The sequence below is a fragment of the Catellatospora sp. TT07R-123 genome (assembly GCF_018327705.1).
In the GTDB taxonomy this organism is placed as follows: Bacteria; Actinomycetota; Actinomycetes; order Mycobacteriales; family Micromonosporaceae; genus Catellatospora.
The window spans coordinates 3,783,327-3,800,347 of sequence record NZ_BNEM01000002.1 but is presented as its reverse complement, the minus strand read 5'-3'; the positions used below and the strand labels follow the sequence as shown (position 1 = coordinate 3,800,347).

Sequence of the window (17,021 nt, the reverse complement as noted above, 5' to 3'; positions counted from 1 at the left end):
GCAGCCCCGGTGGCCACCCCTCGACCGGCGTCAGTGTGCGAGTTCCTCCTCGCGGGCCTGCCGCGGCAGCAGGAACGCGGCCGCGAAGGTGACCGCGATCAGCCCCACCTCGACCCACAGCACCAGGCGCATCGCCTCGGCGAAGGAGGCCTGGTCGGGCCCGAACTGCCCGAACTGAACGGTGTTGAAGAACAGCGTGCCGAGCAGCGCGATGCCGACGGCGCCGCCGAGCTGCTGCACCGCGGTGAGGGTGCCGGAGGCCGAGCCGGTCTCGTGTGGCTGCACCCCGGCCAGGATGATGTCGAAGAACGGCGCCATGACCAGGCCCATGCCGAGGCCGAAGGTGCCGAGCGCGGGGGCCAGCTGCCACGGGGTGACGTCGAATCCGGCGATCTCCAGCGTGAACACGAAGCCGACCGTCGCGGCGGCCATCACGGCCAGGCCGACGTGCAGCAGGCTGCGGCCGAGGCGGCGGGTCAGCCCGGCGCCGCTGGCCAGCCCGAAGCCGATCATGATGCCCAGCGACTGCGGCACCGAGGCCAGACCGGCCTTGAGCGGGCTGTAGCCCAGGCCGAGCTGGACGTACATGCTGAAGGCGAGGCCGAAGCCGATCATGCCGGAGAAGAAGGCCAGCCCGGCGACGAGTCCGCCGCTGAAGGAGCGCTGGCGGAACAGCGACGGCTCGACCAGCGGGTCGCCGCCGTTGCGGCGCCGGACGGCCTGCTGGCGTACGAAGAGGGCGAAGACGGGCAGGCAGGACGCCATCATGACGAACGTCCACGTGGGCCAGCCCAGCTCCCGGCCCTGCACCAGCGGGTAGAGCAGCAGCAGGGCGCCGGCGGTGACCAGGCCGACGCCGGTGAGGTCGAGCTTGGAGGCGTGCGACGAGCGGGACTCGGGCAGGAACTTCGCGGCGCCGATCAGGGCGAGCAGGCCCAGCGGCAGGTTGATCAGGAAGATCATGCGCCAGCCGGTGCCCCAGTAGTCGGCGTCGACCAGCCAGCCCGCCAGGATCGGCCCGGCGACCGCGGACAGGCCCATGACCGGCCCGAACGCGCCGAACGCGGCACCCATCTCCTTCGGCGGGAACATCTCCTTGATCATGCCGAGGCCCTGCGGCAGCAGGACGGCGCCGAACAGGCCCTGGAGCACGCGGGCGCCGATGAGCAGTTCGGGCGAGGTCGACACGGCGCACAGCACCGAGGCGGCGACGAAGCCGGCCGAGCCGATCATGAACATGCGCTTGCGGCCGTACAGGTCGCCGAGGCGGCCACCCGTGATCAGGCCCACGGCCATGGCCAGCGTGTACGCGGCGCCGAGCCACTGGATCAGGCTCTCGGTCCCGCCGACGTCGGCCCGGATGGAGGGCCCGGCGATGGTGGTGACGAGCGAGTCGAGCAGGTCCATCACCTCGGCGGCGAGGACCACGAAGAGGGCGGGCCAGCGCCAGCGGTACGCCGGCGGGTCGGTATCGGGTGGGGCGGCGGTCTCCAGGACGGCAGACATGTGTGATCTCCAGGGGGGAGGGGCTTAGCGAACGCTGTTCGTTTGTCGAACACCGTTCTACCTACCGAACGGCGTTCGCGTCAACTACGATGGCTGTCATGGTCGCCCCCACCCCGGAGATCCCCGCGCCGCCGTGGCGACGTTCGCGCAGCTCGTCGGGCAGGCGGCCGCTGAGCCAGGACGCGATCGTCGACGCGGCGCTGGCCGTGCTCGACCGCGAGGGCCTGGAGGCGGTCAGCATGCGTCGGATCGCCGAGGAGCTGGGCACCGGCGCCGCCTCGCTGTACGCGCACGTCGCCAACAAGGACGAGCTGCTGGATCTGGCCTACGACCGCATCGTCGGCGAGATCCGCCTGCCCGAGCCGCCCGATCCCGACCGGTGGCAGGACCAGATCCGCGAGCTGGCCCGGGAGTCGTACCGGGTGCTGAGCACCCACGGCGAGATCGCCCAGGTCGCCCTGGCCAACGTGCCCACCGGCCCGAACGCGCTGCGGATAACCGACACGATGCTGGGCATCCTCATCAGCGCGGGCATGCCGCCGCAGCAGGCCGCCTGGGCGGTGGACCGGATCGGGCTGTACCTGACCTCCGACGCCTACGAGGGGTCGCTGTACCGGGCCCGGCAGCGGGCCATGGGCGCCACGGAGGACGAGTTCATCCAGCAGTACTTCGGGCAACTCGGCGACTACTTCCGCAGCCTTCCCGCGGCGCGGTTCCCGTTCTTCACCGCACACATCGACGAGATGATGTCCGGTGGCGGGGACGAGCGGTTCGAGTTCGGGCTGGAGCTGCTGATCGGCGGCCTGGCCAGGCTGGTCCCGGCGCGGCCGGCGCGGGGTCAGGGCGCCCCGACGGGCGAGTAGTCCGGCCCCAGGATCAGCGAGCGCACGTGCTCGATCAGCGCGACCAGCACCTCGCGGCCCGAGCGGCGGTCGCGCACGTCGCACATGACCACGGGGACGTCGGCGTCCAGCGTCAGCGCGGTGCGCACCGCGGCCACCGAGAACGGCTGCGCGCCGTGGAAGCAGTTCACGGCGACGATGAACGGCGTGCCCCGCTTCTCGAAGTAGTCGATCGAGGGGAAGCTGTCGGCCAGGCGCCGCGTGTCGGCGAGCACGACCCCGCCCAGCGCGCCCACGGCCAGCTCGTCCCACAGGAACTTGAAGCGCTCCTGGCCCGGCGTGCCGAACAGGTAGAGCACGATGTTGTCGCCGATGGTGATGCGGCCGAAGTCCATCGTCACGGTGGTGGTGCGCTTGCCCTCCACGCCGGACAGGTCGTCGTCGGCCGCTCCGGCGGTGGTCAGCACCTCTTCGGTGTGCAGCGGCAGCACCTCGCTCACCGTGCCCACCAGCGTGGTCTTTCCGGCGCCGAACCCGCCCGCGATCAGGATCTTGATCGTGGTGGGTGGCAGGGAGCGTTGGAGCATGCGACCTCTCAAGCGCGCCGGGGGACGACCGCGCCCGGAGATCCGCCGGACATGAGGGCGCAGCCGCGGCTGATACTACTTACCCCGGCGCGGACACGCAGCATCCGATCTGGAGTTTTTAACGTTCTCGACGTATGCGAAGCGGTGACCGGCGCCGATACCGGCCTCCGGTCACCGCTTCGCGCGTGTCGCGTCCCGGCGTGTCAGACGGGGCTGAACCACACCGCCGCGTACGGCCCGATGCCGATGGTCACCTCGCCGTCGCCGTCGGTGCGGATGCGGCCGAGGTTGCCCACCCCCGACCCGCCGTAGATCTCGGCGTCCGTATTGATCACTTCACGCCAGGATCCCGGCCGGGGCAGGGTGATCCGGTGGTCGTTCAGCGGGATGCCGGAGAAGTTGACCACGCAGGCGATCAGCTTCTTCGAGGTCTTGCCGTGCCGCACGAACGACAGCGTGTTGGTGCCGGAGTCGTGCGGGTCGATCCAGCTGAAACCCTCCGGCTCGGTGTCGCGGGCCCACAGCGCGGCGCTGTCGGCGTAGAGCCGGTTCAGGTCGCGCACCAGCGGGCGCAGGTCGCCGTGGTATTCGGCGTGGGCCCAGTCCAGGCCCCACTGCTCGCTCCACTCGCTCTCCTGGGCCAGTTCGGCGCCCATGAACAGCAGCTTCTTGCCGGGGAAGGCGTACATGTAGCCGAGTAGCCCGCGCAGGCCGGCCAGCCGCTGCCAGCGGTCGCCGGGCAGCTTGCCCACGAGCGAGCGCTTGCCGTGCACCACCTCGTCGTGGCTGAGCGGCAGCACCCACTGCTCGTCGAAGGCGTACATGCTGGGCCAGGTCAGGTCGCCGTGGTGGTAGCTGCGGTGCGCCGGGTCGCGCTGGACGTACTCCAGCGTGTCGTGCATCCAGCCCATGTTCCACTTCATGCCGAAGCCCAGGCCGCCCCACTCGACCGGCCGGGAGACGCCCGGCCACGCCGTGGACTCCTCGGCGACGGTCAGCACGCCCGGGTTGTCGGCGTAGACGGCGGTGTTGAGCTCCTTGATGAAGTCCACCGCCTCCAGGTACGTGTTGCCGCCGTCGACGTTCGGGGTCCACTGGCCGTCCTGGCGCGAGTAGTCCAGGTACAGCATCGAGGCGACCGCGTCCACGCGCAGGCCGTCGACGTGGAACTCCTCGCACCAGTAGCGGGCGTTGGCGACCAGGAAGTTGCGCACCTCGCGGCGGCCGTAGTTGAAGACGAACGTGCCCCAGTCGGGGTGCTCGCCGCGCTGCCAGTCCTCGTGCTCGTAGAGGGGGGTGCCGTCGAAGCGGGCCAGGGCCCACTCGTCGCGGGGGAAGTGCGCGGGCACCCAGTCCAGCAGCACCGAGACCCCGGCCTGGTGCAGGCGGTCGACCAGGTGCCGGAACTCGTCGGGCGTGCCGAAGCGGGCGGTCGGGGCGTAGAACCCGGTGATCTGGTAGCCCCACGAGCCGCCGAACGGGTGCTCCATCACCGGCAGGAACTCCACGTGCGTGAAGCCCAGGTCGGTGACGTAGTCCACCAGCTGGTCGGCGAGCTCCTTGTACGACAGCCCCGGCCGCCACGAGCCGAGGTGCACCTCGTACACGCTCATCGGCCGGGCGTGGTGGTCGCGGACCTTCGCCCGCTTGGCCATCCAGGCGTCGTCGTTCCAGGTGTAGTCCGAGGCGTACAGGACCGAGGCGTTCTCCGGGGGGCACTGCGTGGCGAACGCGAGCGGGTCGGACCGGTAGGTCCAGCGGCCGTCGGCGCCGTGCACGCGGAACCGGTAGGTCTGCCCGGCTTGGGCGTGCGGCACGACCCCGGCCCAGATCCCGCTGCCGCCCTGCGGGTGCAGGTCGACGCCGTCGGCGGGCCACCAGCCGGAGAAGTCGCCGATCACCTGCACGGCCTTGGCGTTGGGCGCCCACACGGCGAAGCGCCAGCCCGCACCCTCGGGCTGCGGGTGCGCGCCGAGCACCTGCCACAGCTTCTCGTGGCGGCCCTCGCCGATCAGGAACAGGTCCAGGTCGCCGATCAGCGTGCTCATCGCAGCAGGTTCCCATCCGGTACGACGATGAGCTGCCGCTCGCCGCCGGTCTGCTCGGCCAGCCGCTCCGCCTGGAACAGCGGCTCCTCATGGATGGCGGCCCGGTACGAGGCGACGGTGCGGTCGGCGATGGACTGCCAGCCGTACTTCTCCGACACCATGGTCAGCGCCCGCCGGGCGATCTGCTTGGCCCGCTTGGGCTCGGCCAGCAGCGTGCCGACCGCGCCGGCCAGCGCCGCGGGGTCGCTGTGGGGGAAGGTCATTCCAGTCACGCCAGGTTCAACGATCTCGGCCAGGCCTCCGGTCGCGGCCACCGCCAGCGGGGCGCCCGCGGCCGCCGCCTCCAGGGCGACCATGCCGAACGGCTCGTACAGCGACGGCACCACGGTGGTGTCGGTGGCGGCCAGCAGCGCCGGCAGCTCCCGCTCGGACTGGAACCCGATGAAGTCGACCGTCTTGTTGAGCTTGAGCCGCCGGGTCGCCTCCTGGAGCTCCTCGCGGTAGGGGCCGTCCCCGGCGATGATCACCTTGAGGCCCGGGTGCTCGTCGGCGAGCTGCGGCACGGCGTCAACCAGGTGCTGGACGCCCTTCTCGTACACCAGCCGCCCGGCGAAGCCGACCAGCGGGCCGTCTCCGGCGAAGCGCGAGCGGGCCTCCTTGACCTTCTGCGCGGGCGCCTTCCAGACCTTGCCGTTCACGCCGTTGGGGATCACGTCGACCTTGCTCATCGGCAGCTGGAGCAGGCGGGTGACCTCCCACCGCATGTACTCCGAGCAGACCAGCACCCGGCAGGCGCGGTGGCCCAGCCACCATTCCACCGAGTGGATGCTCTTGTTCAGCTCGTCGGGCAGCCAGCCTTGGTGCCGCCCGGCCTCGGTGGCGTGCACCGTGGCCACCAGCGGCCGGCCCAGGTGCTCGGCCAGCGTCACGGCGGTGTGCGTGACCAGCCAGTCGTGCCCGTGGACCACGTCGTAGTGGTCGGTCTCGGCCGCGCGCAGCGCCGCCCGGGTCAGCGTGTGGTTGAACGCCATCGTCCAGGCCAGCAGCGTCGGCGTGGCCAGCGGGAACAGCGGCGGGTCCTCCGGGGCGCGCACGATGCGCACACCTTCGGCGTACTCCTCCAGCGGGGCGCCCGGCGCGTGCCGGGTCACCACGGTGACCTGGTGCCCGGAGCGCACCAGCGACGTCGCCAGCGCGTGGACGTGCCGGCCCAGCCCGCCGACGACGACCGGCGGGTACTCCCAGGAAAGCATCATGATCCGAAGCGGCTTCGGTGCCGCCAGCGGTTCCGATGCGATGGGCATGGTCATGGTCATGCGGGCCCCCTCGCAGTGACAACCCGGGCATACGGAACGGGACACCTGCCACAGGTGTCGGTACGCCGTTGGGGTTGTGCACAGTCTGGCGGATGGGTATTGCCAGCTGGGGACCTTTTGTTTCGTGTCTGTTACGCTCTGCTACTAGTGAGTAGAGATGAGCAGAATGCGTAGATTTTCTGCTACGCTCCAGGCCTGCGAGGGACAGCCCGTCGCGGCGTGCGGCGGCGCCCCGTCCGCGGTCTCGCTGATCGAGCCCAGACCGTAATCGCCCAGGTGGGCGCGCATTCCGGCCAGCAGATCGTCGATGGGCAGCGATGCGTTGCGCAGCGCCTGGGCGTATGGCCCCATCAGCCACGGCCAGACCGTGCCCTGGTGGTAGGCCCGGTCCCGGTCGGCCATCGTGCCGCTGTGATGTGCGCGATACGCCGGGTCGTCCGGGTCGAGGCTGCGCGGGCCGAGCGGGGTCAGCAGCGCGTCGCCGATGCGGCGCAGCGCCGCCGGGTCCGGCTCCATCGGGGCGTACGGCAGCGACCACGCCAGCAGCTGATTGGGCCGCAGCGCGGCGTCGTCGGGATCGAGCACGTCGTAGAGCCAGCCCTGCGGGGCGGGGAACCGGCGCCGGAAGGCCGCCGCCGTCACCGCCAGCCGCCGCCGCACGTCGTCGCTGCTCACCCCGGCCCGCTCGCGCAGCTTCGCCAGCGCGGCCAGCCCGTTGCACCACAGCGCGTTGACGTCGACGGCCTTGCCGGCCCGCTGCGTCACCGGCACCCCGCCGACCCGGGCGTCCATCCAGGTCAGGGCCTCACCGTCGGCGCCCTGCACCAGCAGCCCGTCGCTCTCGTCCACCTTGATGCCGTAGCGGGTGCCCCGCAGGTGCGCGGCCAGCACGCCGTCCAGCGCCGGGACCAGCTCGGCGGCCAGGTCGTCGTCGCCGGTCGCCTGCACGTGCCGGTCGATCGCGTGCAGGAACCACAGGGTCGCGTCGGCGGTGTTGTGGCCGACCGTGCCGCCGTCGGCGGTGTTGGCGAGCATGCCCTCGCTCAGCGTCGCGGCGTATCCGCGCAGCAGGTCCCGCCCCTGCTCGTGCCGCCCGGTTACCAGGAACAGCCCCTCGTACGACGTCATCGTGTCGCGCGACCAGGCGCCGAACCACGGGTAGCCCGCCACCACGTCCGGCCCGTGCGCGGTGCGCACCACGAACGCGTCCGCGGCCAGCGCCAGCGTCGCGACGTCCGGATCGGCCGAACCCAGCGCGGCCACCAGCTCGCGCCGCCGCCGGTGCTCCGCCGCGACGAGCTCGGCCGCGGGCGCCGGCTCGGCGGACAGGTCCCCGGCCCAGGCGACCACCTCGACCGTGTCGCCGGGCGCGGTCAGCACACCGCCGAACCGGCCCGCCAGCAGCAGATCCTCGTTCGGTACGTACCCCCGCGCGGCCTCCATCCGGTGGTGCACGCCCCGCAGCCAGGTGCCGTCGGGCCGCCAGCCCGGCCCGCGCAGCCGGTACGCCCCTTCGACCACCGCGCCGCCCGCGACCTCGCGCACGTCCAGGTGCCCGGCGCCGCGCTCACCGTGCTGGTCGCGCCACGTGCACAGCGCCTCCAGCTCCAGCTCGACCGGGCCACCGCTGACCAGCCGGTGCACCACCGCGACGCAGGAGGTGCCGTGCCGGACCGCCAGCTCGCGTTCGAGCACCGTGGCACCGATCCGCCAGCGCCACCGCGGCAGGCCGCCGACCAGCGTGAACTCCTCCAGCAGCGCGTGGCCGCGCGGGTCGAGCGCGCCGTCGGCCCACTCGTGGCTGCCCAGCCGCACGATCTCGCCGCCGGGCAGGCGCAGCACCGGGTCCAGCGCGGCCAGTCCGACGTGGCGGGTCGCCGGCGTGTCCCCGGGCACCACCAGCAGCGCGTGGTAGCGGCGGGTGCGCAGCCCGCTGACCGTGCCCATGGCGTAGCCGCCGCGACCGTCGGCCACCAGCCATTCGCGCTGGCCGCCGAGGGAGAGATCACCGCAGATCTGGGTGCCGAATCGCATACCGCCAACTCTGTCAAAGACCGGGCCTGTCGGGACAGTGATCGCGCGACTCAGACGTAAGTTGCACAAAGGTGTAACACGGGCAGGGGAGAATCGCCGGGTGAACGACGCAGAGCGCCGGAGACTGGCCGACGCCGACGCCGGGGCGCAGCCCTGGCGGGCCTGGGGACCATACCTTTCCGAACGGGCCTGGGGGACCGTGCGCGAGGACTACAGCGAGCACGGCACCGCCTGGGAGTACTTTCCGCACGACCACGCACGCTCGCGGGCGTACCGGTGGAACGAGGACGGCCTCGCCGGGATCTGCGACGAGCGGCAGACCTTCTGCTTCGGACTGGCGCTGTGGAACGGCGTCGACCCGATCCTCAAGGAGCGGCTGTTCGGGCTGACCGGCAACGAGGGCAACCACGGCGAGGACGCCAAGGAGTACTGGTGGTACACCGACTCCACGCCGACGCACTCGTGGATGTCATGGCGCTACCACTACCCGCAGCGGGAGTTCCCGTACTCGGAGCTGGTCGCGGTCAACCGGCAGCTGGAGCGGGCCGAGCCGGAGTACGAGCTCGCCGACACCGGGGTCTTCGCCGACGACCGCTACTGGGTCGTCACCGCCGACTACGCCAAGGCCGAGCCGACCGACGTGTGCGTCCTGGTCAGCCTGACCAACCGGGCCGCCGCGCCCGCCACCATCCACGTGCTGCCCACGCTGTGGTTCCGCAACACCTGGTCGTGGGGGCTGCCCGGCCGCGACGACAAGCCGGAGATCACCGTCGAGCAGGTCGGCAGCGGCGGCACGCTGCACGCCCGCCACCGCATCCTGGGCCAGCTCGTGCTCCAGGGCGACGGCGACCCCACCCCGCTGGTCTGCGACAACGAGACCAACGCGCGGCGCCTGTGGGGGTATGCGGAGACGCCGGACTTCCCCAAGGACGGCATCGCCGACCACGTCGTGCACGGCACCGACACGGTCAACCCGGCCGGGACCGGCACCAAGGCCGCCCTGCACTACGTGCTGACCGTCCCGCCGGGCGAGACCGCGCAGATCCGGCTGCGGCTGACCCAGGTCGCCGCGCCGGGCGGCCGGGCCCGCCAGGCTCCGCCGCTGCCCGGCGACTTCGACGAGGTCGTGGACGCCCGGCGCGCCGAGGCCGACGCGTACTTCGCGCAGCTGGTGCCCGCTGGCACGCCCGCGGCCGAGGCCGACGTGGTGCGCAAGGCGGTGGCCGGCCTGATGTGGGGCAAGCAGTTCTACCACTACGACGTGGCGCGCTGGCTCGACGGCGACCCGGCCTCGCCGGCGCCGCCCGACGGCCGCAGGCACGGGCGCAACCACACCTGGCGTCACATGACCAGCTTCGACGTGATCTCCATGCCGGACCCGTGGGAGTACCCCTGGTACGCCGCCTGGGACCTGGCCTTCCACTGCGTCGCCCTGGCCCGGGTCGACCCGCACTTCGCCAAGGAGCAGCTGCTGCTGCTCCTGCGCGACTGGTACCTGCACCCCAACGGGCAGATCCCGGCCTACGAGTGGGCGTTCGGCGACGTCAACCCGCCCGTGCACGCGTGGGCCGCGCTGCGCGTGTTCGAGATCGACGGGGCGCGCGACTTCGCGTTCCTGGCCCGGATCATGCACAAGCTGCTGCTGAACTTCACCTGGTGGGTCAACCGCAAGGACACCGGCGGCAACAACCTGTTCGAGGGCGGCTTCCTGGGCCTGGACAACGTCGGCCCGTTCGACCGGTCCGCGTCGCTGCCCGTGCCCGGGGTGCTGGAGCAGTCCGACGGCACCGCCTGGATGGCGATGTACGCCCTCAACCTGCTGGAGATCTCGCTGGTCCTGGCCACCCACGACCGGGTCTGGACCGACATAGCGACCAAGTTCCTGGAGCACTTCGCCTACATCGCCAACGCCGCCTCGCACCAGGGCCTGTGGGACGACGAGGACGGCTTCTTCTACGACGTGCTGCGCCGCACCGACGGGCGGGAGGTGCCGCTGAAGGTGCGCTCGCTGGTCGGGCTGCTGCCGCTGTGCGCCACCACCACGCTCAGCTCCGTCACGCTGGTGCGGCTGCCCGAGATCGCGGCCCGGCTGCGCTGGTTCCTGACCAACCGGCCCGAGTTCAGCGAGGTCGTCGGGTCGCGGCGGATCTCGGGCGGCGGCCAGCAGCAGCGGCTGCTCGCCGTGGTCGGGCCGGAGCAGCTGCGGCGCATTCTGCACCGGATGCTCGACGAGGAGGAGTTCCTGTCGCCGTACGGGCTGCGCTCGCTGTCGCGGCACCACCTGGCCAACCCGTACACGGTGCGGCTGGGCGGCAACGACTTCACGGTCGGGTACGAGCCGGCCGAGTCGACCAACGGGCTGTTCGGCGGCAACTCCAACTGGCGCGGGCCGATCTGGTTCCCGGTGAACTACCTGCTCATCGAGGGCGTCCGGCACTACGCCCGGTTCTTCCACGACGACCTGCTGGTGGAGTTCCCGACCCGGTCGGGGCAGAAGCTCACGCTGGACCAGATCGCCGACGACCTGTCCGACCGGCTCATCGCGCTGTTCCTGCCGGACGGGCAGGGCGGTAGGCCGTACGCCCCGCGCCATCCGCAGCTGCCCGACCACCCGGACTGGAACGACCACCTGTTGTTCTACGAGTACTTCCACGGCGACACCGGCGTCGGCCTGGGCGCGGCCCACCAGTGCGGCTGGACCGCCCTGGTCCTCGACCTCATCCTCACCCGCCGTCACCCCGACCCGTCCCCCGACCCCCGCTGACGGGGGCCGGGCGGGCGGTCAGCCGAAGGCGCGGGGTTGGCCGGTGGCCTCCAGGACGGACATCCAGAGGTCGCCGGCCGGGTCGACCTGGTTGCGCTTGCTGATGGCCAGGGAGATCGGCACGTGTACGAACCGGCCGCGCCACCGCCCCACCACCATCGCGGTGCGCCCGGCCATCGCGGCGTGCACGGCGGCGTGGGCCAGCCGGATGCAGTAGACGCTGTCGTACGGGTTGGCGGGGACGCTGCGGATGGCGTAGCTAGGGTCGATGTATTTGAGGTTGGCCTCCAGCCCGTGCGCCGCGAAGTCCTCGGAGATGCGCTTGCGCAGGTAGAGGCCGATGTCGCGCAGCTTCGGGTTGCCTGACTTGTCGACCTGGACCGGTTCGGAGTCCAGGTACTCCTGCCCGGCGCCCTCGGCCGCCACGACCACCGCGTGCCCGCGGGTGCGGACGCGTTCGCGCAGGTGGGCCAGGAACCCGGTGTCGCCGTCGAGGGCGAACGGGACCTCGGGCACCAGCACGTAGTCGGCGTCGTTGTTGGCGAGCGCGGCGTAGCTGGCGATGAAGCCCGAGTGGCGGCCCATGACCTGCACCAGGCCGACGCCGTGCGGCACCGCCCGCGCCTCGACGTGCGCGCTGCGGATCGACTCGGTCGCCTTCGAGAACGCGGTCTGGAAACCGAAGCTCTGGTCGATGTACGGGATGTCGTTGTCGATCGTCTTCGGCACCCCGATGACGGCGATCTTCAGCCCGCGCTCCTTGACCACGTCGGCGATGCGCAGCGCCCCGCGCATCGACCCGTCGCCGCCGATCACGAACAGCACGTTGATGCTCATCTGCTCCAGGCAGTCGACGATCTCGTACGAGTCCTGGCTGCCGCGCGACGTGCCGAGGATGGTGCCGCCGTACTCGTTGATGCCGCTGACCGACTCGGCGGTCAGGTCGATCGGGGGGTGGCCGTAGCTCGCGATGAAGCCCTGGTAGCCGTTGCGGAAGCCGTAGATCTTGGTGACGCCGTAGTGCGAGGTCAGCTGGAGCACCAGGCCCCGGATGACGTCGTTGAGGCCGGGGCACAGCCCGCCGCAGGTCACGATGCCGACCCGCGTCTTCGACGGCTGGAAGAAGATCTTGCGGCGCGGACCGCCCGGCTCGAAGCCCGGCAGCGCGTCCAGCGGCAGCGACCGGCCGGTCAGCATGCCCACGGTGTCGTCGAACAGCACCCGGTCGTCCTCGTTGACGTAGTGCTCGGTCGACGGCGGCGCCCCGTCCAGCAGCGACGCCAGCGGCGAGTCCACCCGGCAGTCGCCGAGCGTCCGCACCTCCAGGTCCACACCCTCCGGAACCATCCGCACCAGCCTCCAAACCCGTCGGGAGCCCGCACCCTACCCCCGCCCGGTTACCCCTTCCCACCCCCGCCCACCAGGTGGTCGCCCCCTTTCCCGCTTCGGCGGGCGGGGTCAGCCGGGGCGGACGACCAGGCGGAAGCCGAGGTGGCAGGTGGAGGTGTCGACGGCCTGCGCCATCCGTGCGGCGGGGCGGTAGCGGCGGCAGTAGCTGGGCGCGCACAGGAACGAGCCGCCCTTCATCACCCGGCGGGGGATGCGTACGCCCGGCAGGGCCGGGTCGTAGCTCTCCTGCTCACGGGTGCCGCGCGGGTCGGCGGGAGCGCAGCAGGCGGCGGCGGCCGGCTGGTGGGCGCCGTACCAGTCGGAGGTCCACTCCCACACGTTGCCGATCAGGTCGGACAGCCCGAACAGGTTCGGCGGGAACGACCCCACCGGCGCGGTGCGGTCGTAGCCGTCGTCGCACAGGTTGACCACCGGGAACTCGCCCTGCCACACGTTGGCCAGGTGGATGCCGCCCGGCGTCAGCTCGTCGCCCCAGGCGAACTCGGTGGGCTCGGCGCGGCCGCCGCAGGCGGCGTACTCCCATTCGGCCTCGGTGGGCAGGTCGGCCCCGGCCCAGCGGGCGTACGCGGTGACGTCGGCCCAGGCCACGTGCACCACCGGATGGTCGTCCAGCCCGTCGGCGGTGGAGCCGGGGCCGTACGGGTGCCGCCAGTCCGCGCCGGGGACCAGGTGCCACCAGTTGCCGATGTCGCGCAGGTCGACGCGGCGGCGCGGTCTGACGAACACCACCGACGCGGGCACCAGCAGCGCCGGATCGGCTCCGGGGTAGTCGGCGGCGTCCGGGGCGGTCTCGGCGACAGTGACGTGCCCGGTCTCGGCGACGAACCGGGCGAACTCGGCGTTGGTCACCGTGTGCCGGTCCATCCAGAATCCCTCGACCGTCACCGGGTGTGCGGGCGCCTCCTCCGGATAGTGCCGGTCGGAGCCCATCCGGAACGTGCCGCCGGGGATCCAGACCATGTCCGGGCGGGGCGGCTCGCAGTAGCCGGGCTGCTGCTCGGCCGGCACCACCGGGATGGTCTCGGTGGGGTCGTCGGGTTCGGGCAGGGCGACGGCGTCGCCGAGGGCGACGCCGTTGCCGAACCTGGCCTCGGCCGCGCGGCTCACCTGGCCGCCATCCGGTGCTTCAGCTCCCGGACGCGGAAGGCCATGACGAAGTCGGTGATGGCGCGGGTCAGCGCGATGACGCCGACCAGGACGATGAGCAGCTCGAACGAGCGGACGAACCGGCCGGCCGCCCAGAAGCCGAGGATGATCTCGATGATGCCGACGATCAGCCCGAGCCACCAGGCGTCGTGCTCGCGGCGGGTCATGAACGCGAGCACGATGTCGGCGGCGCCCTTGAACAGCAGGTACCAGCCGATGAACGCGGCCAGCCAGAACACCGTCCTGCCCGGGTTGATCCAGCAGATGAAGCCGGTGACCAGGAACAGGACGCCCAGGATCGCGTGCAGCCAGCGCCAGCCGGGGGCGTAGAACGCCTGGAACAGCTCGGCCACCGCCGCGACCAGGACGACGATGCCGGTCAGCGTGGCGATGGCGACGATGCTGCGGGAGTTGAACGCCAGCACCCACCAGCTGATGATGATCCAGCAGACGCCCGTGATCAGGAACAGCCACCAGGGCACCTTGGTGAGCTTGACCAGGTCCTGTCCGTAGTACCGCTCGGCCGGTTCCGGTCGCCCGGTGCCCGCGTTCGGTGCGGTGGTGCTCATCTGGACCTCCCTGACGCGCAGACGTACGAGTCACAGACTATGCACGGTATGTGAGGTTAGATGTCTTTTCCCGATTTAAGCGATCCACTCCATCGCCGCCGGCACTACTCCATCGCCGCCAGCGCCCCCGCGACCGCGAAGCCGAGCACGGTGAGCAGCCCGGCCGCCTTGCCGCCCTGCGCGTAGGCCTCCGGCACCATCGAGTCGGCGAGCATGGTCAGCACCGCTCCGGCCGCGAACGCCTGGGCGTAGGTCCCGTCGGCGCCGGGCATCAGCGTCACCGCCGTGTACCCGACCGCCGCGGCCAGTGCGGACAGTGCCACGATCAGCCACCACACCCGGTAGGCCCGCTGCGGCGGATGCCCGGCCGCGTCCATGGTCGCGGTCGCGCCCAGCGACTCGGGCAGGTTGGACACGAACACGGCGGCCAGGAACGCCACGCTGACCGAGCCGCCCGCGGCGACGCCCATGCCGAGCACCAGCGACTCCGGGATGCCGTCCAGTAGCGCGCCGAGGGTCAGCGACCGCCGGGCGGCGTTCGCGCCCGACCCGGCGCGTCTGGTGACGGTCTGGTCGAGCCGGTAGAAGACGACCGCGCCCAGGCCGAAGGCGGCGAACAGCCACGGGTCGGCGGCGAAGCCGAACGGGATCAGCTCGTACGCGATGGCGGCCAGCAGCGCGCCCGCGCCGAACGCCAGCACCAGGCCGACGGTGCGGCCCGGCGGCCGCCAGTGCAGTGCCAGCCAGGCTCCGATGAGCAGCGACGACGCCGCGAACGCGCCCCATGCCGCCGCGTGCAGTGCACCCATGCTGCCTCAACGCGCCCGCCGTCACCCCGGCAGCGGCTCTGCCCAAATTGCTCCAAAAGTGAACTAATCCCGGAATACTGGGGCGAGCGAGTGCCCCGTGATCACTGCACTTTCACGGAAGGTGCAGGAAAGGGCGCGGTCATTCGTGCAGTTTCCCGGAAAGTGCAGCGTCCAGGAGGTGATCATGGCGCGCAAGCAGACGACCACCGTCGCGGGCCGGGCGCCCGCCGTCAAGGCGGTCGCGAAGAAGGCCGCGAAGGCGGCGAAGGCCGCGCCCGCGCGGAAGCCGGCCAAGGCCGCACCCGCCACGGCGGCGGTGGCCCCGGCGGCCCCGGCCGCCAAGAAGGGCCCGGCCAAGAAGGCCGCTCGGAAGGCGCCGGAGAAGAAGGCCGCCTCGGGCCCCGCCCCCACCGCACCCGCGAAGAAGGGCACCAAGAAGGCGGTCACCGCCAAGGCCGCGGCGCGCGCGGCCGCCGCCGGGCCGCCCCCGGGCGGGCGAGGGCCCAACATCCTGGTCATCTGGGGCGACGACATCGGCATCACCAACCTGAGCTGCTACAGCGACGGGCTGATGGGCTACCGCACGCCCAACATCGACCGGCTCGCCGACGAGGGCGTGCGGTTCACCGACTACTACGGCGAGCAGAGCTGCACCGCGGGCCGGGCCGCCTTCCTCACCGGGCAGTCGGTGTTCCGCACCGGCCTGTCCAAGGTCGGCTTCCCCGGCGCGGACCTCGGGCTGCGCAAGGAGGACCCGACCATCGCCGAGGCGCTGAAGCCGCTCGGGTACGCCACCGGGCAGTTCGGCAAGAACCACTTCGGGGACAAGGACGAGTTCCTGCCCACGCTGCACGGCTTCGACGAGTTCTTCGGCAACCTGTACCACCTCAACGCCGAGGAGGATCCGGAGCAGGACGACTACCCGAGCCCGGAGGACTACCCGAACTTCCGGCGCAACTTCGGACCCCGGGGCGTGCTGCACTGCTGGGCCGAACCGGACGGCACCCAGCGCATCGAGGACACCGGCCCGCTGACCCGCCTGCGGATGCAGACCATCGACGACGAGGTGCTGGGCGTCGCGACCGACTTCATCGAGCGCCAGGCGGCGGCGGACACCCCGTTCTTCGTCTGGTTCAACACCACCCACATGCACTTCCGGACCCATCCGCGCCCCGAGGTCAAGGGGCTGGCGGGTCGGTGGCAGTCCGACTACCACGATGTGATGGTCGATCACGACCGCCTGGTGGGCGAGCTGCTGGCGGTGCTGGACCGGCTCGGCCTGGCCGAGGACACGATCGTCATGTACAGCACCGACAACGGGCCGCACATGAACACCTGGCCCGACGGCGGCATGACCCCGTTCCGCAACGAGAAGAACTCCAACTGGGAGGGCGCCTACCGGGTGCCGTCGATCCTGCGCTGGCCGGGCCGCATCCGCCCAGGGTGGGTCTCCAACGAGATCGTCGCCCACCTGGACATGTTCCCGACGCTGGTGGCCGCCGCGGGCGACCCCGACGTGGCCGAGCGGCTGAAGGCGGGCACCGACCTGGCGGGCAAGCACTTCAAGGTGCACCTGGACGGGCAGAGCGTGCTGGAGTACCTCACCGGGCAGGAGGAGGAGAGCCCGCGCGAGGGCTTCTTCTACTTCTCCGACGACGGCGACCTGACCTCCGTGCGGTTCGACAACTGGAAGCTGGTCTTCATGGAGCAGCGGGCCCCGGGCACGCTGCGCGTCTGGGCCGAGCCGTTCGTGCCGTTGCGGGTGCCGAAGATCTTCAACCTGCGGACGGACCCGTTCGAGCGGGCCGACATCACCTCCAACGGCTACTACGACTGGCTGCTGGAGCGGGCGTACATGGTGATGGCCGCGCAGCGGATCGTCGCCGACTTCCTGGCCACGTTCCAGGAGTTCCCGCCGCGCCAGAAGGCGGCGACCTTCACCATCGACCAGGTGATGGAGAAGATGCAGGAAGGCATCGGGAGCCACTGA

12 protein-coding genes are annotated in these 17,021 nt (G+C 71.5%); 3 read left to right on the top strand and 9 right to left on the bottom strand.

The window, feature by feature from the left end:
* Positions 1-30 precede the first annotated feature (30 nt).
* Positions 31-1,506, bottom strand: coding sequence for an MFS transporter (locus Cs7R123_RS36765; protein ID WP_212833511.1), 1,476 nt, complete (start codon positions 1,504-1,506; stop codon positions 31-33).
* Positions 1,507-1,604: 98 nt separating this feature from the next.
* Here Cs7R123_RS36765 and Cs7R123_RS36760 point away from each other — a divergent pair, with 98 nt between their 5' ends.
* Positions 1,605-2,369, top strand: coding sequence for a TetR/AcrR family transcriptional regulator (locus Cs7R123_RS36760; RefSeq protein WP_212833509.1), 765 nt, complete (start codon positions 1,605-1,607; stop codon positions 2,367-2,369).
* Here Cs7R123_RS36760 and Cs7R123_RS36755 read toward each other — a convergent pair.
* From Cs7R123_RS36755 to Cs7R123_RS36740, 4 genes are all read right to left on the bottom strand, one after another.
* Positions 2,345-2,935, bottom strand: a complete 591-nt coding sequence (locus Cs7R123_RS36755; protein ID WP_212833507.1) for an ATP/GTP-binding protein — start codon at positions 2,933-2,935, stop codon at positions 2,345-2,347. The two genes, Cs7R123_RS36760 and Cs7R123_RS36755, sit on opposite strands and share 25 nt — an antisense overlap.
* A gap of 203 nt (positions 2,936-3,138) precedes the next feature.
* A complete protein-coding gene (gene glgB, locus Cs7R123_RS36750; protein WP_212833506.1) occupies positions 3,139-4,983 on the bottom strand; it encodes a 1,4-alpha-glucan branching protein GlgB in 1,845 nt (614 codons plus the stop codon).
* Entirely contained in the window at positions 4,980-6,287 is a 1,308-nt protein-coding gene (locus Cs7R123_RS36745; RefSeq protein ID WP_244872374.1) for a glycosyltransferase family 4 protein, read from the bottom strand. Before Cs7R123_RS36745 ends, glgB begins: the two co-directional genes overlap by 4 nt.
* Positions 6,288-6,443: 156 nt before the next feature.
* Positions 6,444-8,333 (bottom strand): amylo-alpha-1,6-glucosidase, encoded by a 1,890-nt coding sequence (locus Cs7R123_RS36740; RefSeq protein WP_212833504.1) that lies wholly within the window; start codon positions 8,331-8,333, stop codon positions 6,444-6,446.
* A 100-nt stretch (positions 8,334-8,433) separates the two neighbouring features.
* Between Cs7R123_RS36740 and Cs7R123_RS36735 the strand changes: the two genes are divergently transcribed.
* Positions 8,434-11,097 (top strand): glucosidase, encoded by a 2,664-nt coding sequence (locus Cs7R123_RS36735; protein WP_244872373.1) that lies wholly within the window; start codon positions 8,434-8,436, stop codon positions 11,095-11,097.
* An 18-nt stretch (positions 11,098-11,115) separates the two neighbouring features.
* Here Cs7R123_RS36735 and Cs7R123_RS36730 read toward each other — a convergent pair whose 3' ends face one another.
* The 4 genes from Cs7R123_RS36730 to Cs7R123_RS36715 all read right to left on the bottom strand — a co-directional run bounded on the left by Cs7R123_RS36730 (position 11,116) and on the right by Cs7R123_RS36715 (position 15,031).
* Positions 11,116-12,444 carry an ATP-dependent 6-phosphofructokinase gene (locus Cs7R123_RS36730; RefSeq protein ID WP_212833500.1) on the bottom strand — a complete coding sequence of 443 codons (1,329 nt, stop codon included), beginning with the start codon at positions 12,442-12,444 and terminating at the stop codon, positions 11,116-11,118.
* A 111-nt stretch (positions 12,445-12,555) separates the two neighbouring features.
* Positions 12,556-13,614, bottom strand: coding sequence for a formylglycine-generating enzyme family protein (locus Cs7R123_RS36725; RefSeq protein ID WP_374707071.1), 1,059 nt, complete (start codon positions 13,612-13,614; stop codon positions 12,556-12,558).
* Positions 13,611-14,222: an HdeD family acid-resistance protein gene (locus Cs7R123_RS36720; RefSeq protein ID WP_212833498.1), complete on the bottom strand. Its 612-nt coding sequence runs from the start codon at positions 14,220-14,222 to the stop codon at positions 13,611-13,613. The genes Cs7R123_RS36725 and Cs7R123_RS36720 overlap by 4 nt, the downstream gene beginning before the upstream one ends.
* Positions 14,223-14,326: 104 nt before the next feature.
* A complete protein-coding gene (locus tag Cs7R123_RS36715) occupies positions 14,327-15,031 on the bottom strand; it encodes a ZIP family metal transporter (protein WP_212833496.1) in 705 nt (234 codons plus the stop codon).
* A gap of 184 nt (positions 15,032-15,215) precedes the next feature.
* On the opposite strand from Cs7R123_RS36715, the gene Cs7R123_RS36710 reads away from it, so the two are divergent.
* A complete protein-coding gene (locus Cs7R123_RS36710) occupies positions 15,216-17,021 on the top strand; it encodes an arylsulfatase (RefSeq protein ID WP_212833494.1) in 1,806 nt (601 codons plus the stop codon).

Coding starts and splice junctions, on each gene's coding strand:
- Cs7R123_RS36765 (WP_212833511.1), bottom strand. CDS start 1,506: ATGTCTGCCGTCCTGGAGACCGCCGCCCCACCCGATACCGACCCGCCG.
- Cs7R123_RS36760 (WP_212833509.1), top strand. CDS start 1,605: ATGGTCGCCCCCACCCCGGAGATCCCCGCGCCGCCGTGGCGACGTTCG.
- Cs7R123_RS36755 (WP_212833507.1), bottom strand. CDS start 2,935: ATGCTCCAACGCTCCCTGCCACCCACCACGATCAAGATCCTGATCGCG.
- glgB (WP_212833506.1), bottom strand. CDS start 4,983: ATGAGCACGCTGATCGGCGACCTGGACCTGTTCCTGATCGGCGAGGGC.
- Cs7R123_RS36745 (WP_244872374.1), bottom strand. CDS start 6,287: ATGCCCATCGCATCGGAACCGCTGGCGGCACCGAAGCCGCTTCGGATC.
- Cs7R123_RS36740 (WP_212833504.1), bottom strand. CDS start 8,333: ATGCGATTCGGCACCCAGATCTGCGGTGATCTCTCCCTCGGCGGCCAG.
- Cs7R123_RS36730 (WP_212833500.1), bottom strand. CDS start 12,444: ATGGTTCCGGAGGGTGTGGACCTGGAGGTGCGGACGCTCGGCGACTGC.
- Cs7R123_RS36720 (WP_212833498.1), bottom strand. CDS start 14,222: ATGAGCACCACCGCACCGAACGCGGGCACCGGGCGACCGGAACCGGCC.
- Cs7R123_RS36715 (WP_212833496.1), bottom strand. CDS start 15,031: ATGGGTGCACTGCACGCGGCGGCATGGGGCGCGTTCGCGGCGTCGTCG.
- Cs7R123_RS36710 (WP_212833494.1), top strand. CDS start 15,216: ATGGCGCGCAAGCAGACGACCACCGTCGCGGGCCGGGCGCCCGCCGTC.